Annotated in this window: 29 protein-coding genes; 15 read left to right on the plus strand and 14 right to left on the minus strand. The window is 61.0% G+C overall.

Translation table 11 applies throughout. The features are described from left to right. The first annotated feature begins 4 nt into the window (after positions 1-4). Positions 5-2047: a VTT domain-containing protein gene (locus AB4Z53_RS20760; protein WP_441597531.1), complete on the plus strand. Its 2043-nt coding sequence runs from the start codon at positions 5-7 to the stop codon at positions 2045-2047. A 277-nt stretch (positions 2048-2324) separates the two neighbouring features. On the opposite strand, the gene AB4Z53_RS20765 is transcribed toward AB4Z53_RS20760, so the two are convergent. The 6 genes from AB4Z53_RS20765 to AB4Z53_RS20790 all read right to left on the minus strand — a co-directional run bounded on the left by AB4Z53_RS20765 (position 2325) and on the right by AB4Z53_RS20790 (position 8196). After that, on the minus strand, positions 2325-3386 hold the full coding sequence (locus tag AB4Z53_RS20765; protein WP_441597532.1) for an ornithine cyclodeaminase: 1062 nt from the start codon (positions 3384-3386) through the stop codon (positions 2325-2327). Between the two features lie 58 nt (positions 3387-3444). Next, positions 3445-5139 (minus strand): M20/M25/M40 family metallo-hydrolase, encoded by a 1695-nt coding sequence (locus AB4Z53_RS20770; RefSeq protein ID WP_441597533.1) that lies wholly within the window; start codon positions 5137-5139, stop codon positions 3445-3447. 17 nt (positions 5140-5156) lie between these two features. Continuing rightward, complete coding sequence (locus AB4Z53_RS20775) at positions 5157-5921, minus strand: amino acid ABC transporter ATP-binding protein (protein WP_273700238.1); 765 nt, start codon at positions 5919-5921, stop codon at positions 5157-5159. Further along, positions 5918-6574 carry an amino acid ABC transporter permease gene (locus tag AB4Z53_RS20780; protein WP_441597534.1) on the minus strand — a complete coding sequence of 219 codons (657 nt, stop codon included), beginning with the start codon at positions 6572-6574 and terminating at the stop codon, positions 5918-5920. The genes AB4Z53_RS20775 and AB4Z53_RS20780 overlap by 4 nt, the downstream gene beginning before the upstream one ends. Next, positions 6571-7233 (minus strand): amino acid ABC transporter permease, encoded by a 663-nt coding sequence (locus AB4Z53_RS20785; RefSeq protein WP_441597535.1) that lies wholly within the window; start codon positions 7231-7233, stop codon positions 6571-6573. Before AB4Z53_RS20785 ends, AB4Z53_RS20780 begins: the two co-directional genes overlap by 4 nt. A gap of 189 nt (positions 7234-7422) precedes the next feature. Then, positions 7423-8196: a transporter substrate-binding domain-containing protein gene (locus AB4Z53_RS20790; RefSeq protein WP_113537031.1), complete on the minus strand. Its 774-nt coding sequence runs from the start codon at positions 8194-8196 to the stop codon at positions 7423-7425. Positions 8197-8446: 250 nt separating this feature from the next. Here AB4Z53_RS20790 and AB4Z53_RS20795 point away from each other — a divergent pair, with 250 nt between their 5' ends. Continuing rightward, entirely contained in the window at positions 8447-8860 is a 414-nt protein-coding gene (locus AB4Z53_RS20795; protein WP_291149521.1) for an Lrp/AsnC family transcriptional regulator, read from the plus strand. Between the two features lie 76 nt (positions 8861-8936). On the opposite strand, the gene AB4Z53_RS20800 is transcribed toward AB4Z53_RS20795, so the two are convergent. Both AB4Z53_RS20800 and AB4Z53_RS20805 read right to left on the minus strand, forming a co-directional pair. Then, the gene (locus AB4Z53_RS20800) at positions 8937-9704 is read right to left on the minus strand and encodes a pyrroline-5-carboxylate reductase (protein WP_441597536.1); all 768 of its coding nucleotides are present in this window, start codon (positions 9702-9704) and stop codon (positions 8937-8939) included. Between the two features lie 2 nt (positions 9705-9706). After that, positions 9707-10426 carry a GntR family transcriptional regulator gene (locus AB4Z53_RS20805; RefSeq protein ID WP_441597537.1) on the minus strand — a complete coding sequence of 240 codons (720 nt, stop codon included), beginning with the start codon at positions 10424-10426 and terminating at the stop codon, positions 9707-9709. Positions 10427-10629: 203 nt separating this feature from the next. On the opposite strand from AB4Z53_RS20805, the gene AB4Z53_RS20810 reads away from it, so the two are divergent. The 10 genes from AB4Z53_RS20810 to AB4Z53_RS20855 all read left to right on the plus strand — a co-directional run bounded on the left by AB4Z53_RS20810 (position 10630) and on the right by AB4Z53_RS20855 (position 19968). Then, on the plus strand, positions 10630-11466 hold the full coding sequence (locus tag AB4Z53_RS20810; protein WP_113537035.1) for a transporter substrate-binding domain-containing protein: 837 nt from the start codon (positions 10630-10632) through the stop codon (positions 11464-11466). A gap of 62 nt (positions 11467-11528) precedes the next feature. Further along, a complete protein-coding gene (locus AB4Z53_RS20815; RefSeq protein ID WP_113537036.1) occupies positions 11529-12305 on the plus strand; it encodes an amino acid ABC transporter ATP-binding protein in 777 nt (258 codons plus the stop codon). A gap of 10 nt (positions 12306-12315) precedes the next feature. After that, complete coding sequence (locus AB4Z53_RS20820; RefSeq protein WP_113537037.1) at positions 12316-12978, plus strand: amino acid ABC transporter permease; 663 nt, start codon at positions 12316-12318, stop codon at positions 12976-12978. A 9-nt stretch (positions 12979-12987) separates the two neighbouring features. Then, complete coding sequence (locus AB4Z53_RS20825; protein WP_113537038.1) at positions 12988-13653, plus strand: amino acid ABC transporter permease; 666 nt, start codon at positions 12988-12990, stop codon at positions 13651-13653. Positions 13654-13678: 25 nt separating this feature from the next. Continuing rightward, positions 13679-14554 carry a dihydrodipicolinate synthase family protein gene (locus AB4Z53_RS20830; protein ID WP_113537039.1) on the plus strand — a complete coding sequence of 292 codons (876 nt, stop codon included), beginning with the start codon at positions 13679-13681 and terminating at the stop codon, positions 14552-14554. A 57-nt stretch (positions 14555-14611) separates the two neighbouring features. Next, the gene (locus AB4Z53_RS20835; protein ID WP_113537040.1) at positions 14612-15850 is read left to right on the plus strand and encodes an FAD-dependent oxidoreductase; all 1239 of its coding nucleotides are present in this window, start codon (positions 14612-14614) and stop codon (positions 15848-15850) included. A gap of 30 nt (positions 15851-15880) precedes the next feature. After that, a complete protein-coding gene (locus AB4Z53_RS20840) occupies positions 15881-17356 on the plus strand; it encodes an aldehyde dehydrogenase family protein (protein ID WP_441597538.1) in 1476 nt (491 codons plus the stop codon). Between the two features lie 14 nt (positions 17357-17370). Beyond that, the gene (locus AB4Z53_RS20845) at positions 17371-18405 is read left to right on the plus strand and encodes a proline racemase family protein (protein WP_441597563.1); all 1035 of its coding nucleotides are present in this window, start codon (positions 17371-17373) and stop codon (positions 18403-18405) included. Positions 18406-18418: 13 nt separating this feature from the next. Next, on the plus strand, positions 18419-19180 hold the full coding sequence (locus AB4Z53_RS20850) for an SDR family oxidoreductase (RefSeq protein WP_113537043.1): 762 nt from the start codon (positions 18419-18421) through the stop codon (positions 19178-19180). 32 nt (positions 19181-19212) lie between these two features. Continuing rightward, a complete protein-coding gene (locus AB4Z53_RS20855) occupies positions 19213-19968 on the plus strand; it encodes an SDR family NAD(P)-dependent oxidoreductase (RefSeq protein ID WP_441597539.1) in 756 nt (251 codons plus the stop codon). Between the two features lie 57 nt (positions 19969-20025). Here the strand turns inward: AB4Z53_RS20855 and AB4Z53_RS20860 are convergent, their stop codons facing one another. From AB4Z53_RS20860 to hmpA, 4 genes are all read right to left on the minus strand, one after another. Next, positions 20026-20445, minus strand: coding sequence for a GFA family protein (locus tag AB4Z53_RS20860; protein WP_441597540.1), 420 nt, complete (start codon positions 20443-20445; stop codon positions 20026-20028). A gap of 236 nt (positions 20446-20681) precedes the next feature. Then, positions 20682-21041 carry a VOC family protein gene (locus AB4Z53_RS20865; protein WP_441597541.1) on the minus strand — a complete coding sequence of 120 codons (360 nt, stop codon included), beginning with the start codon at positions 21039-21041 and terminating at the stop codon, positions 20682-20684. Between the two features lie 140 nt (positions 21042-21181). Beyond that, positions 21182-21820: a LysE family translocator gene (locus AB4Z53_RS20870; protein ID WP_113537047.1), complete on the minus strand. Its 639-nt coding sequence runs from the start codon at positions 21818-21820 to the stop codon at positions 21182-21184. A gap of 276 nt (positions 21821-22096) precedes the next feature. Continuing rightward, positions 22097-23311 (minus strand): NO-inducible flavohemoprotein, encoded by a 1215-nt coding sequence (hmpA, locus tag AB4Z53_RS20875; RefSeq protein ID WP_113537048.1) that lies wholly within the window; start codon positions 23309-23311, stop codon positions 22097-22099. A 352-nt stretch (positions 23312-23663) separates the two neighbouring features. Between hmpA and AB4Z53_RS20880 the strand changes: the two genes are divergently transcribed. From AB4Z53_RS20880 to AB4Z53_RS20890, 3 genes are all read left to right on the plus strand, one after another. Next, positions 23664-24098 carry an Rrf2 family transcriptional regulator gene (locus tag AB4Z53_RS20880; protein WP_441597542.1) on the plus strand — a complete coding sequence of 145 codons (435 nt, stop codon included), beginning with the start codon at positions 23664-23666 and terminating at the stop codon, positions 24096-24098. A gap of 110 nt (positions 24099-24208) precedes the next feature. Further along, positions 24209-24541, plus strand: a complete 333-nt coding sequence (locus AB4Z53_RS20885) for a hypothetical protein (protein ID WP_441597543.1) — start codon at positions 24209-24211, stop codon at positions 24539-24541. 341 nt (positions 24542-24882) lie between these two features. Then, positions 24883-25389, plus strand: a complete 507-nt coding sequence (locus tag AB4Z53_RS20890; protein WP_441597544.1) for a PTS sugar transporter subunit IIA — start codon at positions 24883-24885, stop codon at positions 25387-25389. Positions 25390-25566: 177 nt separating this feature from the next. Here AB4Z53_RS20890 and AB4Z53_RS20895 read toward each other — a convergent pair whose 3' ends face one another. Together AB4Z53_RS20895 and AB4Z53_RS20900 are read right to left on the minus strand one after the other, a co-directional pair. Continuing rightward, positions 25567-25785, minus strand: a complete 219-nt coding sequence (locus AB4Z53_RS20895) for a hypothetical protein (RefSeq protein WP_113537053.1) — start codon at positions 25783-25785, stop codon at positions 25567-25569. A gap of 211 nt (positions 25786-25996) precedes the next feature. Then, positions 25997-26818 (minus strand): dienelactone hydrolase family protein, encoded by an 822-nt coding sequence (locus AB4Z53_RS20900; RefSeq protein WP_441597545.1) that lies wholly within the window; start codon positions 26816-26818, stop codon positions 25997-25999. Positions 26819-26872 lie beyond the last annotated feature (54 nt).

Raw genomic sequence — 26872 nt, forward strand, 5'->3', positions numbered from 1 at the left:
AACCATGGTCGCCTCGTTCCTGTCCGCTGTCACGGGGTTTATTGCAGCCCATCCGGGCGTTGCCTATGCGGCCGTGCTGTTGCTGGCGCTGTCGGAATCGATTCCATTTTTCGGCGCCTTCATTCCGGGGACGGCCGGGATTCTTGCGATCAGTGCCCTGGTGCCAAGCGGGATCGTGCAGCTTTGGCCGCTGCTCGTGGCAGCCTCGACGGGAGCAATCATCGGCGACGGTCTCTCTTTCTGGATCGGGCACCACTATCACAGGGCAATTCTCGAGCGGTGGCCGCTCAATCGGCATCAGGACCTAGTGGCCCGCAGCGAGACATTCTTCGCGCGACATGGCGACAAAAGCGTTTTCATCGCGCGTTTCACTCCCGGGGTCCGTGCGATCGTTCCTGTGCTTGCCGGCATGTCGCAGATGTCGGCGCGGCGGTTCTACTTTGCCAATGTTCTGTCCGCGCTCGTATGGGCGCCATCGCATATTCTGCCGGCTGTTTTCGTCGGCGCGGCCTTCAGCCGTTTCGGTTCCGCCGCCAAACCACTCGCCATCCTGGTTATCCTCTTCGTCGTCATCGTCTGGCTGGTAAGCTGGCTCGTTCGGCTTGCCGTGCGCCGCGGCGTGCCCTTCGTCGCGAACATGCAGCAAAAGCTTCTGGAACGTGCCGCGGCGAGCCACTCCCGCTGGGGCCGTTTCGCGCTTGAGTTTCTCGATCCGTTGCGCCCCGAAACGCGTGGAATATCGCTACTGCTGCTGATGCTGGTTGCGTCGGCCTGGTTGTTCTTCGGCGTGCTGGAAGACGTGGTCAACGGCGACCCGCTGGTTCGGGCCGATATCGCAATCTATTCCGCCTTGCAGGAACTGCGCAGCCCGCCGGGCGACGTCATCATGCTCGCGATCACGGAACTGGGCGATACGGGCGTCGTGCTGGCCGTAACCACGCTCGTGTTTCTGTGGCTGGTGTGGAGGCGCGCCTGGCGCGCCGCTACATTTTGGATGGCGGCGGTCGGAGGGGCGTCAGTCCTGAACACGGTCGTGAAGGTTACGCTGCACCGCGCCCGCCCGTCGGAGGCGTCCTACACCGGCTGGAGCGCCTTCTCCTTTCCAAGCGGCCACAGCACGGTCAATCTCGTCCTCTATGGGTTCCTGGCGTTCCTGATTGCCCGAGAACTCAAGCCGAACTGGCGCTTCCCGGTGGGACTTGCCGCGCTCACGTTCGCGATTTCGATTGCCTTCTCACGGCTCTATCTCGGCGTGCACTGGTTCTCGGACGTAATCGGAGGGCTCGCTTTCGGCACGGTGTGGCTGGCAGTGGTTGCCATCTTTTACCTGCGCAGAGACGTTCCGCGCATGGGCGCGCTGGGACTGGCGCTCGTTGCCGGCCTGGCACTCGCTCTTGCGGGCGGTACCAATGTCTATCGTCATCATGCGCGCGACACGGCCCTTTACGCCAAGAAAACCGAGATGCCGGCGATGGCTGGCGAAGATTGGTGGTCGGGCGGTTGGCGGCAGCTTCCATCGCAACGAATTGACCTGACCGGCGAGACCGAGGAGCAATTGACCATCCAGTGGGCCGGTGACCTGCATGCCATCGAAGGACGGTTGCTTGCGGCCGGGTGGCGTGTCCCGCCGCCCTGGGCGTCGTTGCAGACGCTAGGCTGGCTTTCGGGCGGTGCGTCACCCGCGGATCTGCCCGTGGTGCCGCACCTCGCTTTCGGGCAACTTCCCGCCTTGACCCTGATCCGAGTGCCGGGCGAAGCCAAACCCCCATCACGCGTGGTATTGCGGCTGTGGTTCGCCGACCTCCAGGTTCGCGATGGAAGAACCTCGCCCCTGTGGCTGGGCTCAATCGTCGAAGAGGAATTCAGCAGGCCGTTCTCGCTCATGACCGTCAGCCGGCAACGAGCCGGCAACAGTATGATGCCGGAACTGCCGACCATAGTGGGTTTGGACACGAAATCGGCAACCCGCTCCGGCCCGTCCGGGGACCTCGACAGGGCAGCCAAAGTGTTGCTGCTACGCGACCGCCCAACGGAGCCGGCGCACTGAACCAGGCGCCACACGTCCGCTACCGTGTCCTTGCTTGAAGGTGGCCTTCGCGCGGCGTACGCAATCGTTCCGCGACGATGCTGACCGCCAGCACTTTATCGCAGGCTATCTCAAGGCAGATCTGCCGGAGTGAGCGATGCCGGAAAACAGCGATGTGATATCCCGGGCGTTCTGATTGCGAACCGAAAGGCTGGCACGGCGCCCAAACAGCTCACCCTTTGTGCCTCAACCAAGGCGCGGTCGACGGATACTGCCGTGGTGGGCAGATGTGGAGGCGTCATGCGCAGTGTAACTTCGCCTCGCATCGCAGGAGCATGCCATAGAGATCCCGTGGTTCGTCGGGATCGGCGAGCAAGTCGAGATCGGTGTAGAGCCCCGTTTCCTCCAGCTTGCTGCGCACATAACGCAATGCCGAGAAATCCTCGATCGCAAACCCGACGCTGTCGAACAGCGTGATGGTCCTGTCGGACTGCCGACCCTGGCGTTTGCCCGCAATGACCTCCCAAAGCTCCTTCACGGGGTAATCTGCGTCGAGCTGCTGGATCTCACCCTCGATCCGCGTCTGCGGTGGATATTCGACGAAGATGTCCGAGCGCAGCAGGATGTCCTTGTGCAGTTCCGTCTTGCCAGGGCAGTCGCCGCCGACGGCATTGATGTGAACCCCCGGTCCAACCATGTTGTCGGACAGGATCGTCGCGTATTGCTTGTCGGCGGTGACGGTCGTGATGATGTCTGAACCTTCCACCGCCTCTTGGGAGGACGCGCAGGTCGTGATCGAGAAACCTTTGCCGGCCAGATTTCTTGCGCACCGCTCGGTGGCGGTTGGATCGAGGTCGTAGAGGCGCAAATCCGTCACGCCAACGATCGCCTTGAAGGCAAGCGCCTGAAATTCGCTTTGCGCGCCGTTGCCGATAATGGCCATGGTTTTCGAGTTCGGCCGAGCAAGGTGCCTTGCAGCCACAGCCGACATGGCGGCCGTGCGCAGAGCGGTCAGAATGGTCATTTCCGAAAGCAGCATCGGATAGCCATTGCCGACGTCCGAAAGCACACCGAAGGCGGTAACCGTCTGGCGTCCTTCCTTCCTATTCTTGGGATGACCGTTGACGTACTTGAAGCCGTAGAGCGTTCCGTCGCTTGTCGGCATCAGCTCGATCACACCCTCTTCGGAATGCGATGCAATACGGGGCGTCTTGTCGAACTGTTCCCAGCGGCGAAAATCCTCTTCGATCACCGCGGCAAGTTCCGTGAGGAACGTCTCGATACCGATCTTCAGGACAAGGCGCATCATGTGATCGACGCTGACGAAGGGTACTATGTTGAGACCAGACTGGGTGGTCATTGGCTTGCTTCCTGTCATTGGATATTTCGGGCCGTCAAGGCTGGCGGGGTTCGGCAGATCAGCCGGCGCCGTTGCCGTCGGCGAGAAACGTTCTGGCGATTTCAGATACGAGGTCCGGCAAGACCCCAAACGCGTAGGGTTGGTGCACGCGCTCGAACTTCTGATGGAATTCACGCCCCCATGGGCCGAGATTGACTGCCGGGAAACACACCGCGTCTTCAGGCGGATGGTCGATCAAGCGCGAGATGGGTGTGTTGTCTGAAACGACCTGGCTTCCGCTCGCCGAAAGGCCGAGGAAGCTCATATCCGATATGCCCTGGAAATGGGGCTTCCACACGAGGCTGCGCTCGGGATCGTTGTCGAGGCCGGCACGAGCCTTCTCGATGGCCTGATGAAGCGAACGGTCATTTGCCTCGCTGAGGCGCAGCCGGCTCGATGGGTAGTGAAGACCCGAGAAGCCGACCACGATCGCCGGGCCGGACAGGCGGGCGATCCCGACCAGCCATTCGGTCAGCTGTCGTGTAAGCACCAGGGGATTGTCCACGCCTGAAAGCGCCTTCTCCTGATCCGCATAAAGAGAGCCGAAATCCGCTCCGCACGTCTGCGCTGCCAGCGCTCTCAACTCGTGAAAGCTCAGGAGGCGCGGCTTTGCAGGTGTCGCCCCGGCGCTTCGGCCGACGAGTTTGCCGAATTCACAGGATTGGCTTGCAAAGCGATCCACCGCCTCGGTCGCGCCGGTCAGCACCTCGCGCTTGAACCGGTCAAACAATTCATCTGCTGTCATGGCATGGTACAGCCAGTTGAAAGCAATCCAGAAGCGCTCCGGTGTCGTGACTTCGTACCCGTCCCTGAGGTCCTTTGCCTCGAGGCAGATCGGTGGCGGCGAAACGTCGTTTTGGTCACGATCTGCCAGTGACGCGTTGCCCTCGATGCGCGCCAATATCCCTGCGGCCATGGCTTGCGCGCTGACGCCCTCGAACGGATAACTGGCATGAGAGCTGCAGCCGATCACGAGCGCAAAAGGCAAGAGTTTGCCGATCGTGCCGGCATAGACCGCCCGACCTTCGCGGCCGTCACCCTGGTCGGAGGTAACGTCGAGATTGATGGCGGCCGCGATCTCGACGCCGAGATCCTCTACGAGACCCGGCAATGCATCCCGAAAGGACCGCATGCCGCGGCTTTCGCGTTCTTCGTCCGGCGTGGCGACCATCATCAAATTGCCCTGGCGGTCCGGGTCCGCTGCGAAATTCTCCAGGCAGGCGATGGCAACGGCGATCCCGCTCTTCATATCGAGCAGGCCACGGCCGGGGAGGAAGTCTCCGCTTAGAAGATCCTGCAGCGCCCGTTCTTCCTGTTCGGAGCGGTCGCTACGTTTCGAAAGGCTTTCGATCAGCGCATCCTTCAATTGGAGGCTGTCGCACGCCAGCGGCTTGAGTTCATGGTAGTTGTCGGTGGAAACGGTGTCGAAATGGCCGGCCATCACGAGTGTCCGCGTGCCTGTGCCGCGCACAAGCGCGACGACATTGCGCGTCAGCGGATCGCCGTGACTGTCCAGAAGCCGCAAATCTTCCGGATGTTCGCGGAAATAGGGAAGATCGCGCAAGAGATCGTACAGGCGGTCGGCGAACGACGCTTCGCCCGGCGTACCGGTTTCGCTCGACCAGGACGTAAGCTGCAATGCCAGATTCGTCACCCGGTTCTGGTCGATGTGCGTGTCCAATGGGGCGCCAGTCTCTTTTCGTGCGCTTGTCATCTTTGCTTCTTTCATTCTCAATTCGACAGGTATTTGCGCAGGAACGCGCGAGTGCGGGCCTCGACGGGATCGGAGAATACGCGCTCTGGCGCTCCTTGCTCGACCACCACGCCACCGTCCATGAACATCACGTGATCGGACACCTCGGCGGCAAACCGCATTTCGTGGGTCACGATCAGCATGGTCATGTGTTCTGCAGCGAGCTGCTTCATGACCTGGTTGACCTCTTCGACAAGTTCGGGGTCGAGGGCCGAGGTGGCCTCGTCGAACAGCATGACCTTGGGCTGCATCGCCAGTGCGCGGGCGATGGCAACCCGCTGCTTCTGCCCGCCCGACAGCCGCGCCGGATATGCGTGCCCTTTTTCGGCAAGGCCGACCTTGGCCAGGAGCGCATTTGCTCGTTCAAGTGCGGCGTCCTTGGTCAGACCCTTGAGCCGCATTGGTCCGATCATGATGTTCTGAAGCACGGTCAGATGCGGAAACAGATTAAACTGCTGGAACACCATGCCCATCTCCTGTCGGATATGGTTGATGTGGTTTTCGAACGCGCGGCCCTTGAGAGGCCGGTTGACCTGTTGACCATCGAGCCAAATTTCGCCAGAGGATGTCTCCTCAAGCATATTGATCGATCGCAGCAGCGTGCTCTTTCCAGAGCCGCTCGGCCCGATGATGGAGACGATTTTGCCACGCGCCACCTGCAAGTCGATGCCCTTGAGCACTTCATGGGTGCCGTAGGATTTGCGGATCTGCCGCAGCTCGATCATGGGATTGTGTTCTGTCATCGGATGGCTTCCGCTTTGCGGGCGGCCTTGCTCAGTACGAACTCCATCGCCAGGTTGACGATGTAGTAGAGAACAGCCGCGGTGAAATAGAACTCGAAGGGACGATAGGTCTCGCTGATGGCGCGTTGAGCGTTGAGAACCAACTCGGCGATGCCGAGCACGGAAAGAACGGCCGTATCCTTCAGCAGGATGATGCTGTTGTTGCCGACCTGTGGCAGAGCAGTCAGGATGGCTTGCGGTACGATGAAGTGACGCAAGGTTGAGCCCCGGCTGAACCCAAGAGATCGGGCGGCCTCCGTTTGTCCGGCATCCACGGCTTGCAACGATGCCCGGAAAATATCGGCATTGTAGGCGGCGTAGTGCAAGCCTAGTCCGATGAGACCGGTCCAGAAGGCCGGCAGCATCAGGCCTATCTGAGACAGGCCATAGTAGAGCAGGTAGAGCTGCAGCAGCAGCGGCGTTCCCATGAAAAGAAACGTGACGCCGCGAACGGGCAGGCTGACGAGCTTTGGACCGTAGAGCGTTGCAATTGCAACAATCACGCCGAGCACGACACTGATGGTGCCTGCGAGAACGGTGATGATGATGGTCCAGGCCAAGCCGACCAGCAGGAGGCTCCAGTAGGGCGGTACCACGCTAAAATCGAGTGTCATGCGACTGCCTTTCCGCTTGCGTCGAAGGCACGCTCGACCCCGCGGGCGGCAAGGGAGACGATGGCGATTATCGCCAGGTAGGCCACGCCGGCGACAGCAAAGACCTCGAACGGCTTATAGGTGGAGGTCACGAACCGCTGTGCGGAATACGTCAGTTCCACCACGCCGATCGTCGACACCAATGCGGTGCTTTTCGACAGGATGACTGTGTTGATGCCCAGGGAACGCACCATCAGCGGCGCGGCCTGAGGTAAGATGAACAGCCGCAACGTATCGAAACGGCCGAAACCGAGCGATCGCGCTGCTTCGGCCTGTCCCTTGTCGACGGCGAGGATGGCTCCCTTGATCCCTTCGGACATGTAGGCGCCAATGTTGAAGCCCATCGTCACGACACCGGCGACGAACGGTGTAAACTCCAGCCCGAATTGCGGCCCCCCGAAGAAGACGATGAACAGCTGCACGATCAGGGGCGTGCCCCGCATGACGCTGACGTAGAAGGTCGCAAGCCACCGGATCGGTCCGATCTTCGAAAAGCGCCCGGTGGCGACGACAGCCGCGACCAAGAGCCCGATCGCCAGCGAACAGACGGTCAGGCCGATCGCCACCAACGATGCTTCTGCGATGAAGGGCGCTATTCGCCCGATCAATTGAAAATCCATTCCGGGTCTCCGGACCTGGCTCGCGGGCAATGCTCCGCCATCGTTCAGGCCGCATGAAACATGCGCCTCCGCGTGGCAGGGCCCTGGAGCTGCGAAATTCGAGGTAATGGCGATGTCAAGGCCGCAGCCGAACGTGCGCCTAACCGTCGGGGAAGGCCGGGATGCTGTTTGACATCCCGGCCGATTGAGCTAGCGGATGTCCTGACCGATCCACTTCTTGGCGATCGTTTCGTAGGTGCCGTCGGCCATCATGCCGTCGAGAGCCTTCTGCATTGCAGCTGCGAGCTCCGGATTGCTTTTGCGAATGGCGATGCCGGCGTCGTAGCGCGGCAGCTCGTCGTTCTTGACCTGCTCGACGGGGGCGTTGCTCTTGGCAATCGCCACGAAGACTGGAACGTCGTCGGCTACGATCGCATCCACGCGGCCCGCAGCGACGTCCAGGAGCATTTCAGGCAGTCCCTTGTAGGTGCGGACTTCGTAGGCGTTCTGCTCACGCACCCATTTTTCGGCGGTCTCTCCGAGCGTCACGCCGACCGTTTTTCCTTTGAGTTCGTCGACGCGCGTCACGCCGGCTCCCTTGCGCACGAAGAACGCCAAGCCCGAGCGGTAGTATGGTCCGACGAAGTCGACGGCTTTCTTTCGTTCGTCGGTGATGCTCATGGAGCCGATGATCGTATCGTAGCGGCCGGTGACCAGGCCGGCGATGATGCCGTCCCATGCGGTCGTGATGATAGTCGGCTCGACCTTCAGGCGACGGGCGATTTCCGAGGCGACGTCCACGTCGAAGCCGACGACCTTGTTGTTTTCATCCACGAAACTGAACGGAGGGAACACGCCGGAGAGGGCGACGGAGAGCTTTCCTGCCTTTTCGATCTCTTGCAGATCGTCGGCCTGGGCTGATGAGAGTGGAAGGAGGAACGCGGCCGCGATGAGGGCTGCGGAAAGGGCTTTGTTCAGTTTCATATATTCATCTCCCGATGCGATCCGTCAGCGCGGATCGACGCGTTGTCTACGAGGCGATTTTCCAAATTCCCTGGATGATCGACTGACAGTCAGGCCGGGTGATTGAGTGATCCCGCTATTGTTCCCGCCGGCTGTCTATCGATGGCTGAAAGTCGTAGTACGATCGCGATGAACAAAAAAGAACGTAAAGTGCTTGAATTTTCTCATATGTGACGAAATAGTAATTGATATGACGAAATAGGAAACGATGATGGACGATCTCGACAGGCGCCTGATTGCGGAGCTGCGTATCAACGGCCGAGCGTCCGTTCCGCAGCTCGCGCAGATTCTGGGGGTGGCGCGAGCAACGGCTCAAAAAAGGCTGGATCGGCTGGTTGCGGATGGCGACATCAAGGGCTTCACGGTCCGCTTGAAGAACGAAATCAGCAAGGACTTGATCAGGGCGTTTATCTTGATCGAGATGAGCGGGTCACCGAAGCACGCGATCGCTGCTGTGAAGCGGGTACCGGGCGTTACTTCCGTTTCCAACACCAACGGTGTCTGGGACATGATCGCGGAGATTGAGGTCTCGACCATGTCGGAATTGAACGAGCTCATCTCCACGGTTCGCGCGACCGACGGTGTCGCGAAGAGCGAGACCTTTATCATGCTGGGGCCGGCCTGAGTTCCAAGGTGTCGTGGCCGATGGATGGGAGCAGGTTCCCTACAAAGCTCGGTGGCTCATGTCGCCGTTGCCGGGGTTATCCCTTGACGCGCCGCAACACGTTGTCCAGGGCGTTCATCAGTGCCGCGCTCCCGCCATCCCGGTCAAAGTCGTTGAAGACCTGTTCGTTCAGGCCGCCCGCCGTCGAAAACTCGCGCCTGAGGGCCTCCAGGGGCTTGTCGTCCTTCCGGACCGCCGTCTGTGCCAGGCTCAGGAAGAGCGGCGCCAGATAGGCGCGGCCCTTTTCGCGTGAAATCCCTTTCTCGGCCAGCCAGCCGGTCGCTCGGTCGAGGATGCCGAAATAGGTCCCCATCAGCGAACTGGCAACGGCAAGCAGGTCGTACTCCTCCTGCGTTTCGCATTCGACGGCAGTGCCGAGGGCGGCAAAGATGGACGCGATCCGCGGACTGGGCGGGTAGATCGATGTCACACCTTGGCGTTCGGCAACGAAAGGCAGCGGGATCGCCTGGGTCAGCTCGACCTCTTCGTTGATCCAGCGCATCAGCTTGGTGCGATCGGTTGCCGCAATGACGCTCACGACCGTCTGGCCCTTACGGAACTCAAGCTCGCGGATGACCGCTTCCGCGATCTGCGGACGGACTGCCAGGAACGCCACGTCTGCAGTTGCAACCACTTCCTGATTGTCCGCGGCTATCTTCACGATCGCGAAACGTTCGGCGAGCCGTTCTGCAATCTCCCGGTTTCGGGGCGACACCTTGATCTCCGAAACGGCAAGTTCCGAACCGACGATCCCCGTGACCATCGCTTCGGTAATCGTTCCGGTCCCGACGAAGCCGATATGCATCTCTATTCCGCCGCCTTGCGCGGCGCGAGCGACACATCTGTGGTGTAGTTCTCGCGCATGAAGTTCATGAAGTTGTCCTGAAACTGCCGCGTATGGGCGTGAGCAAGCTCATCTGCGAGGTCGGCGTTGCGCATGCGGATCGCCTCCAGCATCTGATTGTGTTCGTCGGTGAGCAAGTAGCCTTCATGGGTGCGCTCCAGATACTCGAAATGCAGGTGCAGCATTCTTTGTCCCTGGTTGAGAAGGCGTTCGTAGAAGGATGCGAGATAGGCGTTCTTTCCCGCTGCGGCGATTGCCATATGGAACTGCTTGTTCGCCTCCGACATCTGCAGATGGTTTGCTCCCTTGACGGCCGCTTCGAACTCCTTCTGCCGCTTGGAAATTGCCTTCAGATCGGCATCCGTCCGCAATTGCGCGGCAAGGCGGGTGTTCATCCTCTGGGCAATGTCGAGGGCTTCGACATATTTCGGGAAGGTCGCCACTTCGATCGGCGCAACGATGGTGCTGCGGTTGGAGAGCGTCACGACCAGCTCCTCGCCGGCCAGCCGGATCAGCGCCTCGCGAACCGGAGAGCGGGACATGTCGAACCGTTCCGCCAGGCTGTTCTCGTCAAGCAGTTGACCGGGGGCAAGCGTCAGCGCCAGGATCTCTGTTCTGAGCGTCTCGTAGACGCTTTTCCAGCCGGTCCCTTTGGCTCGCTTGGTTTCCAATTCTTCAGACACTTGGCACCCTTTCCCATGTTTGCCGACCATATGGCCAGAACGGTCAGTCGGAGACAATGTAAAATTTCCGCTTGACTTTGTCGACACAGAGACGACATTAATTCTCGTGTCGACACTGAGACGACATAAAAAAATAAGAAAATCGGCACGTCCGACGAGAGGAACCGCGCGGCACCGCGCACAACAAAACAGAGGAAACAATGATGCTTTCGACGTTGTTTGCGCCCGCGCTGCGGGCATTGCCTGCGCTTGCCCTGATGACCGGCATTTCAGTGACATCCGCACACGCTCAATCTGCCGAAAGCGGCTATTGGCAGGGCGTTCAGAAGGCGGGTGTCCTGCGCTGCGGCGCAGCCGTTGCTCCGCCCTACGTGATGCGCGATCCGGCGAGCGGAGAATATTCCGGTTTCTTCGCCGACCTTTGCCGCGAGTTCGCTGAAGCGCTGAAGGTCAAGCCGGAATTCGTCGATACGACTTGGGACAACATCGTCGCCGGTCTTCAGGCTGGCAAATGGGACGTGTCGCTCGCGCTCAACCGCACGGCCGCTCGCGCCATGGCTGTCCAGTTCTCGGTGCCGGCGATGGAGTACCAGATCTCGCTCGCCTACAACAAAGACAATCCGAAGGTTCCGACTGGGGCAGCGTCCGTCGCCGACATCGACAAGGCGGACGTGACGCTCGCCGTTATGTCCGGTACCGCCCAGGACAAGGCGATCTCTGCGGCCGTGAAGAACGCAACCATTCTCCGATTGCCCGGCAATGACGAAACGCGCCTCGCAGTCGTATCGCGGCGCGCCGACATCCTCGTCGATGCCTCGGACACGAACCAGCTCTTCACCCAGTCCAACCCCGACTGGGCCGTTGCCCTCAACCCGAAACCGGCGCTTGCCAAGCAGGGCGTAGCTTTTGGTCTGCCACATCAACTTTCGGCAGCCGACGTAGAGGTCGTCAATATCTTCCTCGAGGAAAAGGTCGCGACCGGTCACATCGACGGACTGATCCGCAAGGCCGTCGACGACGTCCTGAAATCGACGAAGTGACGTTTAAGGCCGAGGCGCGAATGCCTCGGCTCCCACTAGAAACGCCGGATCACGAGGACGCCATGACTGCCACAGTCGCTCCGCTCGTCAACGTCAAGTCACTGCACAAGAGCTATGGCCCGCACATCCAGGTGCTGAAGGGCCTCGACATCGAAATGAAGCCCGGAGAGCGCGTCGTCGTCATAGGCCCGAGCGGCGGCGGCAAGAGCACGCTGCTGCGCGTCATGATGGGGCTGGAAAAGATCGACAGCGGTTCGATCACCTTCGGCGGCAAGCCCTATATTTCCTCCAAGGGGACGGACGCGAAAACGACGATCGATCCCGAGGTTCGGCGCTCGATCGGCATGGTGTTCCAGCACTACACGCTCTTTCCCCATCTCAGCGTCATCCAGAACCTGATCCTGGCACCGTGCAAGGTGAGGGGCGAGAAGAAGGCGATAGCCCTGCAAAGGGCGCAGGCACTGCTCGAACGCTTTGGCCTCGGCGCGAAGGCCAATGCCTATCCCGCTCAGCTCTCCGGTGGGCAGAAGCAGCGCGTCGCCATTGCTCGCGCCTTGATGCTCGACCCCAAACTCATGCTGTTCGACGAAGTCACGTCGGCTCTCGATCCGGAGCTGGTTGCGGAAGTCGAGCAGGTCATCCTGCAGCTTGCCGCCCAGAACATGCCGATGATGATCGTCACCCACGACATGTGGTTTGCGAAGAACATCGCATCGCGCGTGATCTTCTGTGCCGGCGGCGTGGTGGTCGAGGACGGGCCACCTGAACAGGTGCTCGGTGCGCCCCGGGAGGAAAGAACCCGGGAATTCATCGACCGCGTCTTTCACATCAAGCAATAGCAGGTCGCCCGTGAACTACACGTTCGATTTCCAGTCGGTCTCGCTCGCTCCACTGATCGAGGGCTTGCTCGTCACGGTTCAATTGACCGTTGCCGCCAATATCATCGGCATCGTCCTAGGTTTCCCGCTGGCCCTTCTGCTGATGAGCCGCGTTGCACCGATCCGGTTGCCTGCGATGCTTTTCGTCGAGTTTTTCCGATGCACGCCGGCCATCGTCCAGATCGTCTGGTTCTTCTACTGCGTGCCGATGCTCTTCAACGTCTTTCTCGGGTCGATGACGATGGGCGTCATGGCGCTGGGTCTCAACCTGATGGCATTCAATGCCGAGGCTTATCGCGCTGCCATCCAGGCGGTGCCGCGCGAGCAACTCGATGCCGGCATCGCGCTTGGGCTGAATCCGCTGCAGCGCATTCTCTACATCGTGCTGCCTGATGCGCTGCGCGCGTCCGTCCCCGTTCTTCTCACCAACGGCATCGTCATCTTCCAGCAAAGCGCGCTGGTTGCGATCGTCGCGGTACAGGACCTGATGTACCAGGCAAAGACGCTTTCGACCGAGACCTATCGGCCAATCGAGACCTTCACCGTCGCAGCACTCATCTATTTCGCGGTTTCCTTTCCCGTCACCCAGATCGTCGGCCATCTCGAACGCCGGCGTCAGGCGATCACGAGCTAGGAGGAAGACATGTCCCTCGATTTCTCCGTCCTCGAACGCTTCCAGGCAGCTCTGGCGCTCGGCCTCTGGACCACCATCAAGCTCACGCTCATCTGCGTCGTGCTCGGTTGTTCGCTGGGCTTCCTCGTCGGCCTCGCCCGCGCCTCCTCGAATGTTCTGTTGCGGGCAGTGGCGGGCATCTATGTCGAGTTCTTCCGTGGTACGCCGGTGCTGATCCAGCTCTTCTGGATCTTCTTCTGCCTGCCGCTGATCCTCGGCGTCGAGCTTTCCAATCTTGCTTCCGGCGTCATCGCCCTGACCCTCTATATGGGCGCGATCACCAGCGAGACGTTCCGGGCTTCGCTCAAATCCGTGGGGCGCGAGCAGCTTGATGCCTGCGTTGCGCTCGGCCTGCCCAAGCGCGTGCAGATCACCAATGTCGTGCTGCCGCAGGCGGTGCTGCGCGCCGTGCCGACGCTGCTGTCGAATTGCGTCAGTCTCTTCAAGGAGAGCGCATTGGTTTCGGCCGTCGGCATGGCCGACCTGATGTTCGTCGGCCAGAACATTTCCAACAATACCGCGCGGCCCATCGAGGTGCTGACGATCGTCGCGCTCATCTACTTCGCCATCGCCTTTCCGCTGACGCGCGCCGTCACGCTCGTCGAAGGCCGCATCCTCAAGAAACTTGCCATCTGATCATCCAAGGACAGGAGACCTCCCCATGAAACTCTCTGGCGTCATGCCCGCCCTCATCACGCCGTTCGATGCGAATGGCAAGGTCGATTTCAAGGCCTTCGAAAAGCACCTTACAGGCCTGCGCGCCGCCGGCGTCACCGGCTGGGTGCCGATGGGTTCGACCGGCGAATACTCGGCGCTGTCGAATGCTGAGCGCGACGACGTGCTGAAATTCGTGAAGGATTTTGCGAAGGCCGGTGAGGCCCTGATCGCCGGAACGAATGGCCCGGCCACCCGCGAGGTGATCGAGAACACGATGCGGGCCAAGGAGATCGGCTACGACACCGTGCTGCTTGCGACCCCGTTCTACACGCGGCCAACCCAGGAAGAGCTTCTCGCTCACTTCCAGCGCGTGCTGAAGGAGACGGATATCAACCTCGTCCTTTACAGCTACCCCTACAAGGACGGCGTGGAGATCGGGTTCGATATCCTCGATGCGCTTGCCGACGATCCGCGGGTGCTCGGCATCAAGGAAAGTTCCGGGTCGCTTCAGCGCGCGATCGACATCTATGCACGCTACAAGGGTCGCATCGACCTTATCTCCGGCTCCGACGATATCGCCCTCGACTTCATGTTCTGGGGCGCGGACTGCTGGATCTGCGGCCCGGCCAATTGCATGGCGAAGGCCTGCGTCGATCTCGACCGTACCTTCCGTTCGGGTGATCTCGCCAAGGCGCGCGAACAGATGACGGTGCTCTATCGCGCCATGAACATCCTCGAAAGCGGCAAGTTCGTGCAGAAGATCAAGTACGGCTGCGAGCTTCAGGGCACGCCGGTCGGTCTCTGCCGTGCGCCGCTCGGAGAATTGACCGAGCAGGAAAAGGCGGATTTTCGCGCGGCCGTCGCGCCGATCCTCAACTGACGCAAGCGGGCCGGAAGCAGCCTGTTTCCGGCTTTTCGAGTTTCGAGGAGAACTCCCTTGTCATCCATCGCTGTCGTTGGCGCCGGCATCATCGGCACGACCATCGCCTACCAGCTTCAGCGCCGCGGCTTTTCCGTGACGCTGATCGACCGCGCTGCCCCGGGCATGGGAGCCTCCTTCGGCAATATGGCGAGCATAGCCGTGACCGAGTTCATGCCGGCTTCGCGTCCCGGTGTCTGGGCACAGATGCCGAAATGGCTGCTCGATCCGGAGGGGCCGGTGCGCATTCGGCCAGGCTACGTGCCGAAGCTTGTGCCGTGGTTCCTGCGTTTCCTCGCAGCCAGCCGGCCGACAAAACTGCGCGAACTGGAGGCAGCGGGTGCCGCCCTTTGCGGCCGGGTTCATGAGGATCTCGACGCACTTTTGAGCCAGACGGGGCTCACATCCCTCTTGAGCGCCGAAGGCTGCCTCAGCCTCTATGCCGACGAGGCCGAGTTTCGTGCGGACCGGGACCATATCGAAATCCTCGAACGTTTTGGCTTCCGTCACGAGATTCTCGGGGCCAATGCCATCCGCAATCTCGAGCCGGCCCTGACGACGAAAATCGCCAAGGCGGTGCTGTTCCCCGACAACCGTTCGATCGCCGATCCCCATCGGCTGGTGACGGCCCTGGCCGATCGCTTCCAGGCGCTCGGCGGTACGATCGAGACCGGCGAGGTCGTCGCCTTCGAGGAAGGCGAGGGCGGTATATCGGCGTTGGGACTAGCGGACGGCGGCCGGCTGCCGGCCGATCGTTTCGTGCTGGCGGCAGGCGCCTTCACCGGTCGTCTGTCACATCTGATCGGCGAGCCGATCCCGCTTGAGACCGAGCGCGGCTACCACACCCAGATCATGGCGCCGGGTATCGCCATGCGCCATTCGATCATCTGGCCGGCCCGCGCCTTCATGGTCGCGCCGACGGCGGGTGGCATTCGCGTCGGCGGTACGGTGGAAATGGCCGGCCTGGACGCGCCGCCGGATTACCGTCGCGCGAAAGTGCTGGTGAAGCGGGCGAAGGAAGCGCTGCCCGATCTCAAGGCCGAACAGATGAGCGAATGGATGGGCCACCGACCCGCCCTGCCGGATACGGTGCCGGTCATCGGCCCCTCTGCCAAACGCAGGAACGTCTTCTACGCCACCGGTCACGGCCATCTCGGGCTCACCTATGCGGCCACGACCGCTCGCCTGATCGCCGATCTCATGACGGGCATAATGCCCCCCGTCGATCTCAAACCCTATCGCGTCGATCGCTTCTAAGCGCGGCGCCGGGCAAACAGGGAGAAAACCATGCGAAGCGAACTCTATATCGATGGCAAGTGGAGGCCGTCGTCCGATGGACGGACCTTCGACGTCGTCAATCCGGCGACGGAAGAGGTGATCCACAGGATCGCCGCGGCAACGGCGGAAGACGTCGATGTCGCGGTCAAGGCGGCACGCCGCGCTTTCGATAGGGACGGCTGGCCGAAGCTGTCCGGGGCGCAACGCGCCAGGTACCTGCGCGCCATCGCCGAGGGTATTCGTGCCCGGCAGGCGGAGATCGCGCGTCTGGAAGTGATCGACAACGGCAAGCCGCTTCCGGAGGCCGATTGGGATGTTGCCGACGCGGCCGGTTGTTTCGACTTTTATGCCGGGCTTGCGGAGCAGCTCGACAACAGTCCGGAGGAGCCGATCGCGCTCCCCGATGCGCGCTTCACGTCCAAAGCTGTCAAGGAGCCGATCGGCGTTGCCGGCGCCATCATCCCCTGGAACTATCCGCTGCTGATGGCTGCCTGGAAGGTGGCGCCGGCACTCGCTGCCGGCTGCACGGTGGTCTTGAAGCCGGCCGAAGTGACGTCGCTGACGGCGTTGGAGCTTGCGGCGATCGCCGATGACGTCGGTCTCCCCGCCGGCGTCCTCAATGTCGTTACCGGAGCCGGCGCGGTCGCCGGTCAGGCGATCATCGACCACAGGCAGGTCGACAAGCTTGCCTTCACCGGTTCCGGCCCGGTTGGCTCGAAGATCATGGCGGCCGCCGCCCGCGACATCAAGCGCATCAGCCTTGAACTGGGCGGCAAGTCGCCCTTCGTCGTCTTCGATGACGCCGATATCGACGAGGCCGTCGAATGGATCATGTTCGGCATCTTCTGGAACCAGGGGCAGGTTTGCTCGGCGACCTCGCGTGTACTCGTGCAGGAGGGAAACTACGACCGTCTGCTCTCCCGTCTTGTCGAAGAAACGAAGAAGATCAGGATCGGCAATGGTCTTGAAGACGGCGTGCTTCTGGGACCTCTGGTCTCCAAGCGCCAACATCAGCAGGTCGTCACGGCGATCGAGGCGGCGAAGGCGGCTGGTGCGACCGTCGCCTGCGGCGGCAAGCGGCCCAAGGGTTTCGAGACGGGCTACTATCTCGAGCCGACGGTGCTGACCGATGTTCCCTTGGAAAGCGATGCCTGGCGCGAGGAGATTTTTGGACCGGTCGTTTCTATCAGGTCATTCTCGACCGAGGAGGAAGCGATCGAGCTTGCCAACGATTCCCGTTTCGGTCTCGCGGCCGCCGTCATGTCGCGGGACGACCGTCGCGCGGAGCGCGTGGCCGCTGCCTTCCGCGCCGGAATCGTCTGGATCAACTGCTCGCAGCCGACATTCACCGAGGCGCCCTGGGGCGGCTACAAGGAATCGGGCATCGGCCGCGAGCTCGGGCGCTGGGGTCTGGATAACTATCTCGAKACCAAGCAGATCACCCGCTTTGCCACCGGCGAAAAATGGGGCTGGTACATCAAATGAGTGGCACGCTTTCCATCAGTTGGGATCGCTCGCTCGATCTGCTGCAGGTCCATTGCCAGGGCGAGATCGGCAAGGTGATCGTCGGTGGCGCGCCGGAAATTCCCGGTGCGACCATGCTTGACAAGATGAACCACATCAACATGGTCGACGACAGCCTGCGCCGCTTCGTCACCTTCGAGCCGCGCGCCAGCGTGGCGATGTCGGTGAACCTGCTCCTCGCGCCAACGCGGCCTGACGCGGATGCCGGCTTTATCGTGCTGCAGGCCGATCGTGCCCATCCGATGTCCGGCAGCAATTGCATTTGCGTCGTGACGGCGCTCCTCGAAAGTGGCCGCGTCCCGATGCGGGAACCGGAAACGATCGTGCGGCTGGACACGCCGGCGGGGTTGATCGTTGCCCGCGCCACCTGCCGCGACGGCCGCTGCCTGTCCGTCAGCCTCGACAATGTGCCGAGTTTTGCCGAGGCGCTTGATCGGGAAATCGAGACGCCGCGCTGGGGCCGCATCAAGGTCGATATCGCCTTCGGTGGCGTTTACTACGCGATCCTCGACGTTGTTCAGGTGGGCAGCGAGATTGCGCCGGCCAACGCCCGCTATCTGGCCGAAGCCGGCATCGAACTGAAGTCCTTGCTGTCCGAACAGGTGGCGGTGAAGCACCCGGTGCTGACCGGCATCGACGAGATCGCCTATGTCATGTTTCGTGGCGAAGCGCCTGACGGAGCCGTGCGTACCTGTACGACGCTGAAACCCGGCCGTGTCGACCGATCACCTTGCGGAACCGGCAGCTCGGCAAATCTCGCAACGCTTTATGCCCGCGGAAAACTCGGGGTCGGCGATCGGCGAACATCGCGCTCGATCATTGGCGGCGAGTTCACGGCCGAGGCGATTGGTGTCTCAGAAGTCGGCGGCCGCCCCGCGGTGTTGCCGCGCATCACCGGGCAGGCCTGGATCTATGGCCGTGAGCAGCTCCGCATTTCCGACGAGGACCCGTTCAGGAGCGGTTTTGCGCTTTCTGACAGTTGGGGTCCGCAGGTCGATGCTTTGAGTTGAAGGAGGAGGCGTCATGACAACAACAACTCTTTCGGGCCAGACCGTCCTCGTCACCGGCGCTTCCGGCGGCATTGGTGCTGCGATCGTGCGGCGCCTGGCGGAGGAGGGTGCCCGTCCGATCATCCATTATGGCCGCGACCGGGCGGCCGCGGAGGCACTGCTGGCCAGTATTCCGGGCGAGGGGATGATTGTGCAGGCAGATCTCTCCGCCGATGACGGCGCCTTCAACCTCTGGCGGAACGCCGAAGCTGCCGCCGGACGCATCCATGCGCTCGTCAACAATGCCGGCATCCGCACTGAAATTTCGATTGATGCCGAACCAGTTGCCTGGCGAGAGGCTTGGCAGAGGGAATTCCAGGTGAACTTCTTTGCTGCAGCCGATCTCTGCAAGGCGGCTCTGAAGCACTTCAGGGCTCAGGGTGGCGGGCGCATCATCAACATGGCGAGCCGGGCGGGACAGCGCGGCTATGCGGCCGACGCCATGCCCTATGGCGTGACGAAGGCGGCGCTGGTCAATCTCACCAAATCGATTGCCCGCAGCTTCGGCGCCGATGGTGTCGTCGCCCTGGCGATCGCACCCGGCTGGGTGCAGACGGACATGGCTGAGGACTTCGTCGCGAAGTTCGGCAAGCAGGCGGCCGTCGCCGACATTCCGATCGGCGAAATGGCCCAGCCCTCGGAGATCGCTGAACTCGTCGCCTTCGCGCTCCGGCCTTCGCAGCGTTCGCTGAACGGCGCGACGCTCGACGTCAATGGCGGCAGCTACATTCGATGACTGGTTACACCCGATAGGAGAGGAGAGTGACGATGAAGAGGTTCGAGGACAAGGTGGCGATCGTGACCGGTGGTGGCGGCGGCATCGGTTCCGCAATAGCGCGGCGGCTGGCGGACGAGGGCGCATTGGTCGTCGTCTCGGACGTGAATGGTGAAACAGCGGACGCTGTCGCCACAGAGATCGTCTCCGTCGGTGGTTCCGCGGTCGCGATTGCTGCCGACATCTCGCGGAAGGAGCCCTGTTTCGGGCTGATCGAAGAAGCGTTTGCGCTGAGAAAGCGCATCGACGTGCTGGTCAACAACGCCGGCATCAATCGCCGCGGCAATCTCCTGTCGTTGACCGACGACGACTGGAGCCTGAGTTTCGCGGTCAATCTCGATTCGATGTTCCACCTTTGCCGGGCCACGCTACCGCGCATGATCGAGGCCGGCGGCGGTGCGATCGTCAACACCGCCTCGCAATGGGGACTCTATCCGGCGCCGAACCACATTGCCTACAACACCACCAAGGCGGCGGTCGCGGCGTTCACGCAGAACCTTGCCCGAGATTATGCGCCATACAAGATCCGGGTGAATGCCGTGTGCCCGGGTGAAATTCACACGCCCATGCTGGAATCCGGCGTGAAGCGATCAGGGCGAACCATTGCCGACCTCGACAGGCTCGTTCCGTTTGGCAGGATCGGAAAGCCGGAAGAGGTTGCGGCACTCGTCGCCTTCCTCGCATCGGACGAGGCCGCATTCATTTGTGGCTCGCTTGTCGAAATAACGGGCGCTCAGGCCGTCGCGTAAAATCGAATGTTGTCGGCCCGAAGTTCTCTCAGGAAGACGCGGCCGCCGCCAGCCCCGCTATTCATGTTCACCTTGGCCGGTCGGAAGGCCTTGGAAATGTTCGATTGCTTCGCCAAGCCGCACCCAAGCATGCTTCGACTGCTCGAACACCGATATGACAGGCGGCGCAAAGGTCGGATCCGCAATTGCGCCGACTGCCAGCCCGATCCAGGACGGTGCTGAATCGGCCTTCCAATAGACGGTCGATCCGCACGTTGGGCAAAAATGCATTCGAACCTTGCGACCGCTGTCTGCAGTGCGGATGAATTCTGTGGACGCTCCGGAAATCTTGACGCACTCAGGCGCATAGAACGCATTTGCACTGAACGGGGCGCCCGTTCTTCGCTGGCAAGCGAAACAGTGACACAGCGCAGTCAATCGGGGTGGTTCGCTGAGCTTTAGTCTGAGTGCACCGCAGGCGCATTGGACAATGGTCATGGACGTTCCTCCCGCTAGCGTGGCGAATTGGCATTGGATTGAGGGCTGAAGCGCTGATCGGAACCGCAAGTCCTTGCGGTAGTGATGCGCGGGGGCTGAGGCCTGATGCAATCTCAGGCGCGCCAAACCGGTGAAGTAGGGCGCGGCCTTCCAAGGTCCAGAGGGCAGCCATAGGAAGGGTTATGAACGGTTCACTCTGCTGTCCGAGCCGTGAGTGGCGGGCCATTCGCCATCATTCACGCGCTCGCTGGTTCCCAGAGTTCAACCGGATTGCCCTCAGGATCGTGAATGCGTGCAAACCGGCCGACTTCCGAGTCCCATTCGGCACGGGTTTCCACCGCAATGCCGCTCGCCCTCAGCTTAGCCATGAGTCCATCGAGATCATCGACGCGGAAATTGATCATCCATTGCTGTTCCGATCGACCGAAGTAGTCGGTGTTCTTAGAGAACGGCCCAAAGATCGTTGCGCCTGCCTCCTGCTGCCAAACAGCTTTGTGCAGATCGTCAATCCCAAGATGGTTCTCGTACCATGCGGCGAGCCCAGCTGGGTCCGCCGCCCTGAAGAACACTCCACCGATTCCAACGACTTTTGCCATTGTCCTCTCCTCGTTCGGGGTGGACAATGCCAATGCATGCGCCCACTTGCAACTCGGTCCGCGAGTTTTGACGCGATAGTTGTAGCGCAGACAGCGCTGTTTCTCGGGTGGCGAGGCGTTGTTACGCCTCGCTCAGGGCATCAGCCGATTGTTCGCGCGCTGTCGGCCATCAGCTTGATACCCAGCGCGCAAACGACTGCGCCGGCAGCCCGGTCAATCCAGGTCTTGGAGCGCAGATAGACGGCTCGCGGTGCGCGCGAGGAAAAGCCGACGGCGACAATCGCATACCACATGAACTCGTTGATGAAGAGGAGCGGTGGAAGCGCGAGGAGCATCCAGGTAGGCGTCGGAGACGGCAGCAGCGCGGCGAACATTGACGCGTAGAAGATCGCCGTTTTTGGATTGGATACTTGCACGAACAGGCCCCGCAGCAGGGACTTCCACAACGTGCTCGGCTGGTCAGCCGGAGCATCGGCAATCGATATCGTCTGGGGCGCTGCACGCCAGATGCTGAAGCCGATCCAGACAAGATATGCGCCGCCGGCGAGCCTGAGCAGGGTGTTGAGCCATTCGACCTGGAGGAGGATCGCTGTCAGGCCGGCCACCGCAATGCAGGCGAAGACAAAGCCGCCGACGCCCATGCCCAACGCTGCCATTATTCCGTCGGCGCGAGAGCGGGCGATCGCAATCCGCGACACCACAATGAAGCTAGGGCCAGGGCTCATGGCTCCAAGAAGGAAGACGCCCAAGATGGAGACAAGAATTGCAAGTTCATGCATGTCGCTTCCTCTCGGTGAAAGCCGGGCAAGGCCGGCGCGGGAGCAATATGAAGCGAGTTGCGCCGTTTCTCAATCGTTCCGGTACTCACGCCCGCACCGATCGCCCAGCTGGCCGCCGGCGTTCGCCGGGAGCGGTCCTCCACGCGGGATGTTCAGCAGCTTGCTTCGTTCATCGAGAAATCTGAGTTCCGCCCCACACGTTCGGCAATGAAGCCGCCGATCGTGTGGGGTAGAAATGCCGCGAGGCTTCGGAGATCGTTTTCGTATCGCGCTTCCTCAGGCAGCGATGAGTTCGTCGGACGGCCCGAAGAACTCGAAGTGAACGCGCTCGCTTGAAACGCCTTCTCTGGCAAGTGCCGGAACGAGGGCGCGAAGGAACGGCTTCGGCCCACAGAGATAGAATTCGGCATTCTCAATCGGTGTATTCTGGCGAAGCCACTCGGCGGTGATGAAGCCATCGAAGTCATGAGACAGCCCGACCGCATCCTCGCTTGAAGGTGCACTGTAGAAGCTGCTGATCCTGATCTTGCCGTGTGCGTTGGCGAGCTTGCGAACGTGCCGGTCCATGGCATGGGTCCCGCTGTTCAGCGCGCCGTGGACGAAATGCGCTTCGAGATTCGGATGCTCCTTGGCGATCGTCTCCAGGATGCTGACCATCGGCGTCAGGCCGACACCGCCCGACAGCAGCACGACCGGTGCCTGCGGCGCTTCGGGCAGGAAGAAGTCGCCCGCCGGCGGGGTTACGCTCAAGACCGTTCCGACGGCCGCCTGGTCGTGGAGGTGTCGCGAGCCACCTTGCCCTTGTGCTTCCCGCTTGACCGAGATGCGGTAGAAACGATCGTTGGGACCACTGGAGATCGAGTAGTTGCGCTTGATCTCCTGGCCATTCTCCAGCTGGAAGCGAAGCGTCAGGTATTGACCGGGCTTGTGGCGCGCAACGGGGCCACCATCCTTGGGCCTCAAGACGAACGATGTGACGACGTCACTTTCGCGAACCTTCGTCTCGACAACGAAATCTCTCCAACCGTTCCAACCGCCCGAACGCTCCAGAAGTTCGCTGCGTATTTCTGCTTCACGCTCCTTGAGCACGTCCGCGAGGAACCAGTAGGCCTCGCCCCACGCATTCAGGAGCGCAGGTGTCGCGGCGCTTGCGAGCACATCCTCGATGGCGGCGAGAAGGGCAGTGGCGACAAAGGGATAGTGATCCGGAAGGATGTGATAACCAATGTGCTTTTGCGCGATCCGCTCGACCACGGGGCCGAGCACGCCAAGGTTATCGATGTTTTGCGCATAGGCCACAATCGCGGCGGCAAGTGCGTTGACCTGTGAGCCGCCATCGCCCTGGTTGGCGTGGTTGAACAGCTCGCGGATATGGTCGTCGCGGAAGAGGCGGGCATACATGCTCTTCGTGATGTCGGCTCCGTGCGCTGCGAGCGCCGGAACGCTTGCCTTTACGATTTGAACAGTCTCGGGTGAGAGCGGTTTCGGCATGATCTTTCCTTTCGAGATGATGCGTCGGTGGGGGCAGGTTGGTGATCGCAGACGTTCAGCCGGCTTTTCACCGGGCCTGCGGTCTGGAGGTGGTGGGGAACCTCCGGTTGGACGATGACCTTGGTGGTAGCGTTGGCTTCGATGATCGGCTGAGAAAGAAGGTGAAGCCGGGTCGGCCCCGGACTTCGCCGCAGAAGCGTTTCGCGATCGTCCTGATGTCTGCTTCCGCTATCGTTTGCGAGTTCATCGCAGTCTGCCCTTAAATATGTATTCAAGATGCATCTATTTATTCGAAGGAAAAGATGCTAATCAAATGCATGTTTATGGATCGGACTTTTTGACGCAGACCCCAATGAGGCTCACCAAATATACCGACTACGCAATGCGATTGATGATCTATTTGGGATCACGGCCATCGGGGCTTAGCTCGATCCGGGAGATATCGGACACGTTCTCGGTCTCGCAAAACCATATGATGAAGGTTGTTCAGGATCTTGCAAACGCTGAGTTTCTGGAGTCCGTGCGCGGTCGCAACGGCGGCATCCGCCTCGCAAGACCTGTGAGCGAGATCAATCTCGGTGCTCTGCTTCGGCACACGGAAGAGTTGGCGGATCTGATCGATTGCGAAGGGTGCCGCATCGCGCCGGCCTGCGCTTTGCCAAGCGTCCTTTCAGAAGCCACAGCCGCCTTTGTAGCGGTTTTCGACAAGTACACGCTTGCTGATCTGGTGGGGAAGCGTTCGGCGCTTGGCGACCTTTTGGGTTTCGCTGTCGGACGTCAAGCTTGACGACTGTATCAATTCGGTCAGTCGGGGGCTTGTTTTCTTCAGTCCATACATTAGCTCAATCTGGATAAGTGAGCGTGTTGCACCACGGTATCTGCGTAGCCAGGTGTCCTATGAGAAGTACTTCAGACGTCATTGTCGAACTGACCCGCGCCGCGCGCGATATTCACATTTTGTCAGAGGGAGAAAAGCTCCGTCTCCTTGCTCGGGCCTATGTCACGATCCAGGAGGGTTGGGAAATGCTCGGGCAGCCTGATCGGCTGACAGAGTCGGCCGAGACCATGGATGTCATTCGGGCCGGAGGTATCCCGGTGCATCTCTACGATGACGAAATGCGGGCGATCCTCCACGAGGCTGTCAAGGTCATCAGGCAGATCGAAGCGGCCATGGAAGCGAAGAACAATCCAACAGCCTCATCTGCCGAAACTACGGACCAAGGGTCCTAAGCGAACGCCAGCGCGCACGCTCCCTGGCTGACGAACGCGTGCACTCGTCCGGCGTTTCTCCGCCGAATTTGCCGCGAGGAAAGCACGTCCGTTGCCAGCGCAAGCTATCCACGGGCGATAGCGTCGCCATCCCCCAGCGTTGTCCGAAACGAAGAAGTGAGCGCGAGTTGATCGCAATGCGGGAACTTCGGCTTGAAATTCAACGGTGAAGGCGCAACGTCAGATCGTGATAGCTTCGCAGGCACAGGCAAGGAGGGCATTCCGTCGCAGTCAGAAAACAAAGGTAAAGATCTGAAGGTGAGTGGCAACTTCACCTACCAGACGAATAGGGGAGGGGTTCGATGAACGATGATCTCTGCATCGAAAGAGACTTTCTGTTGGGGATATCGGCGAAGGACGCGCGATCGGTCCTTCAGGTCATCGCGTCGCATCTAGCGGAACGCACAGGGGTTGCCTCAAGCGTCATTTTTGGCGGGCTGATGGAGCGTGAGGCTCTTGGCTCAACTGGTTTCGGGGGTGGCTTTGCCTTGCCGCACGCGCTTGTTTCGGATCTGCAAATTCCCGCGAGGGTGCTCGTGACACTGCGCGAACCGATCGACTTCAATGCCTCGGATGACGAAGCGGTTGATGTCTTCCTCGCAGTGGTATGGCCACAGGAACATCCCGACCGCTTCTTGCAACACCTGGCGAAGCATTGTCGGCTGTTTCGTTCAAGGAAGCTATTGGCGTCACTGCGTGGTGCACGGTCTGAAGCTGAGGCTTCTATCCTGGTTTCGGGACACGCCGGCATAGGCGAGCCTGCAACGCAACTTTCGCCAACAGCCCCGACCGGCTCGCTCCGAGCGTAGTTCGCCGAGCATTGTTGTCGGCGATCGTCAGCCGGGCGACGTCATCGGACGCGCCCGCGGTTGATGTGGGCCGGTCCGCGTGGACTAAAGACCACGTGCGTACTCAAGGCGCCATCACACCGTTCGATGAGTATCGGAGGTTAACCTTCCTCCGCCTCTCGGTGTGTTCAGCGTCGGTTACTGCAACCACGGAGCCTGCGCTGTCTCGTCGCCATGGGCGAGGAATTGCTCAAGCGCCGAGAGCAATGCTTCCGCGCTATAGCGATCCAGCAAGACTTCAATGTTTCCGCCTGTGGACGATGTGAGCTCGAATGTCCCCATAAGCGGGTCACTCGAAAGCACACTCACATCGCTTCCCTGGAATTCCGCATTCATTGTGATTCCTGTGTTTTTCATGTGCGGCCTCCACTGTATATAAGTGCATTATAATATATATGTTGCCGAACTAAAGGGGGAGGAGTTTGAACGAATGGGTTCGGTGACGGGCTGGCTCGCTTGCGGTTTCAGACCGATCTTGGTGGTGAAAAGTTGGATGCCGTCGCCGCGAGGCGGCGCGGACGAAGCTTCGTGCGATTGAGAGGGAGCACTCTGCGTGATTGCCCGCGTGCTAGGCGGTGGTGCGTTTCAAGAATTCGATGGTTCGCGCCCAGGCGAGTTCAGCGGCTTCCGGAGAGTACGCACCAGGAGCCGTGTCATCCTCGAAGCCGTGCTTGGCGCCTTCGTATGAAAATGCCCGATAATCGATGTTTGCCTCGGTAAGGGCCTTCTTGAACGCACCGACCTGCGGGTTCACGAGCGGATCGTCCGCCGCGTAGTTGAGCAGAAGCCGAGTGTCGATCCTTCTCACGTTCTCCGGCGGCGGAGCGCGGCCGTAGAAAAGGACGGCGCTGGTGAGATCCGTCAACTCGAAGACGATCCGGCCAAGCGCGCTCCCTCCGAGGCCAAATCCGATCGCGGCGACTTTACCGTTGCTATGAGGCTGGTTTGTCAGCCAACCGAAGGCTGCGCGCGTATCTCCAAGCCACTCGTCCCAGGTCGTCATTCCCACAACCTCATGCGCGGGTCCCGGCTCCGCAGGCGTTCCCCCGTAGCGTGACGCAAAGTCGGGCGCCAGCGCGGCGAAGCCTTCGGCTGCCAGTCGTCGCGCGACACCCTCGAAATGCGGCGTCAGGCCAAGTGCGTCATGGGCAACGATGAGACTGGCAACCTGGCCCGGTGCTGCAGGCAGAGCAAGGTAGCTCGCCAATCCGCCGGCACCATTGTCGATCTTGGTCGCGTCTACCCGCACATTGGGATCATCATGGGGTGCGACGGCAGACGACGCCGTTGGTCGCGGCACCAGACCCGTTCCGCCGGATGCAATGGCAACAACCGCGAGGAATTCACGACGACTGACGGCAAGCTGGCGCTTTTCGAACTCGCTCCTCATGGGATCCTCCCGGATCGGGTAGCTATTACACACCCGGACCGGCGATGTGACCAG

The sequence above is a fragment of the Ensifer sp. 2TAB8 genome (assembly GCF_052115125.1).
Classification (GTDB): domain Bacteria; phylum Pseudomonadota; class Alphaproteobacteria; order Rhizobiales; family Rhizobiaceae; genus Ensifer.

Bases quoted from the DNA above. Each gene is read 5' to 3' on its own strand.
- AB4Z53_RS20760 (WP_441597531.1), top strand. From the start codon at position 5: ATGGTCGCCTCGTTCCTGTCCGCTGTCACGGGGTTTATTGCAGCCCAT.
- AB4Z53_RS20765 (WP_441597532.1), bottom strand. From the start codon at position 3,386: ATGACCACCCAGTCTGGTCTCAACATAGTACCCTTCGTCAGCGTCGAT.
- AB4Z53_RS20770 (WP_441597533.1), bottom strand. From the start codon at position 5,139: ATGACAAGCGCACGAAAAGAGACTGGCGCCCCATTGGACACGCACATC.
- AB4Z53_RS20775 (WP_273700238.1), bottom strand. From the start codon at position 5,921: ATGACAGAACACAATCCCATGATCGAGCTGCGGCAGATCCGCAAATCC.
- AB4Z53_RS20780 (WP_441597534.1), bottom strand. From the start codon at position 6,574: ATGACACTCGATTTTAGCGTGGTACCGCCCTACTGGAGCCTCCTGCTG.
- AB4Z53_RS20785 (WP_441597535.1), bottom strand. From the start codon at position 7,233: ATGGATTTTCAATTGATCGGGCGAATAGCGCCCTTCATCGCAGAAGCA.
- AB4Z53_RS20790 (WP_113537031.1), bottom strand. From the start codon at position 8,196: ATGAAACTGAACAAAGCCCTTTCCGCAGCCCTCATCGCGGCCGCGTTC.
- AB4Z53_RS20795 (WP_291149521.1), top strand. From the start codon at position 8,447: ATGGACGATCTCGACAGGCGCCTGATTGCGGAGCTGCGTATCAACGGC.
- AB4Z53_RS20800 (WP_441597536.1), bottom strand. From the start codon at position 9,704: ATGCATATCGGCTTCGTCGGGACCGGAACGATTACCGAAGCGATGGTC.
- AB4Z53_RS20810 (WP_113537035.1), top strand. From the start codon at position 10,630: ATGCTTTCGACGTTGTTTGCGCCCGCGCTGCGGGCATTGCCTGCGCTT.
- AB4Z53_RS20815 (WP_113537036.1), top strand. From the start codon at position 11,529: ATGACTGCCACAGTCGCTCCGCTCGTCAACGTCAAGTCACTGCACAAG.
- AB4Z53_RS20825 (WP_113537038.1), top strand. From the start codon at position 12,988: ATGTCCCTCGATTTCTCCGTCCTCGAACGCTTCCAGGCAGCTCTGGCG.
- AB4Z53_RS20830 (WP_113537039.1), top strand. From the start codon at position 13,679: ATGAAACTCTCTGGCGTCATGCCCGCCCTCATCACGCCGTTCGATGCG.
- AB4Z53_RS20850 (WP_113537043.1), top strand. From the start codon at position 18,419: ATGACAACAACAACTCTTTCGGGCCAGACCGTCCTCGTCACCGGCGCT.
- AB4Z53_RS20855 (WP_441597539.1), top strand. From the start codon at position 19,213: ATGAAGAGGTTCGAGGACAAGGTGGCGATCGTGACCGGTGGTGGCGGC.
- AB4Z53_RS20860 (WP_441597540.1), bottom strand. From the start codon at position 20,445: ATGACCATTGTCCAATGCGCCTGCGGTGCACTCAGACTAAAGCTCAGC.
- AB4Z53_RS20865 (WP_441597541.1), bottom strand. From the start codon at position 21,041: ATGGCAAAAGTCGTTGGAATCGGTGGAGTGTTCTTCAGGGCGGCGGAC.
- AB4Z53_RS20870 (WP_113537047.1), bottom strand. From the start codon at position 21,820: ATGCATGAACTTGCAATTCTTGTCTCCATCTTGGGCGTCTTCCTTCTT.
- hmpA (WP_113537048.1), bottom strand. From the start codon at position 23,311: ATGCCGAAACCGCTCTCACCCGAGACTGTTCAAATCGTAAAGGCAAGC.
- AB4Z53_RS20880 (WP_441597542.1), top strand. From the start codon at position 23,664: ATGAGGCTCACCAAATATACCGACTACGCAATGCGATTGATGATCTAT.
- AB4Z53_RS20885 (WP_441597543.1), top strand. From the start codon at position 24,209: ATGAGAAGTACTTCAGACGTCATTGTCGAACTGACCCGCGCCGCGCGC.
- AB4Z53_RS20890 (WP_441597544.1), top strand. From the start codon at position 24,883: ATGAACGATGATCTCTGCATCGAAAGAGACTTTCTGTTGGGGATATCG.
- AB4Z53_RS20895 (WP_113537053.1), bottom strand. From the start codon at position 25,785: ATGAAAAACACAGGAATCACAATGAATGCGGAATTCCAGGGAAGCGAT.
- AB4Z53_RS20900 (WP_441597545.1), bottom strand. From the start codon at position 26,818: ATGAGGAGCGAGTTCGAAAAGCGCCAGCTTGCCGTCAGTCGTCGTGAA.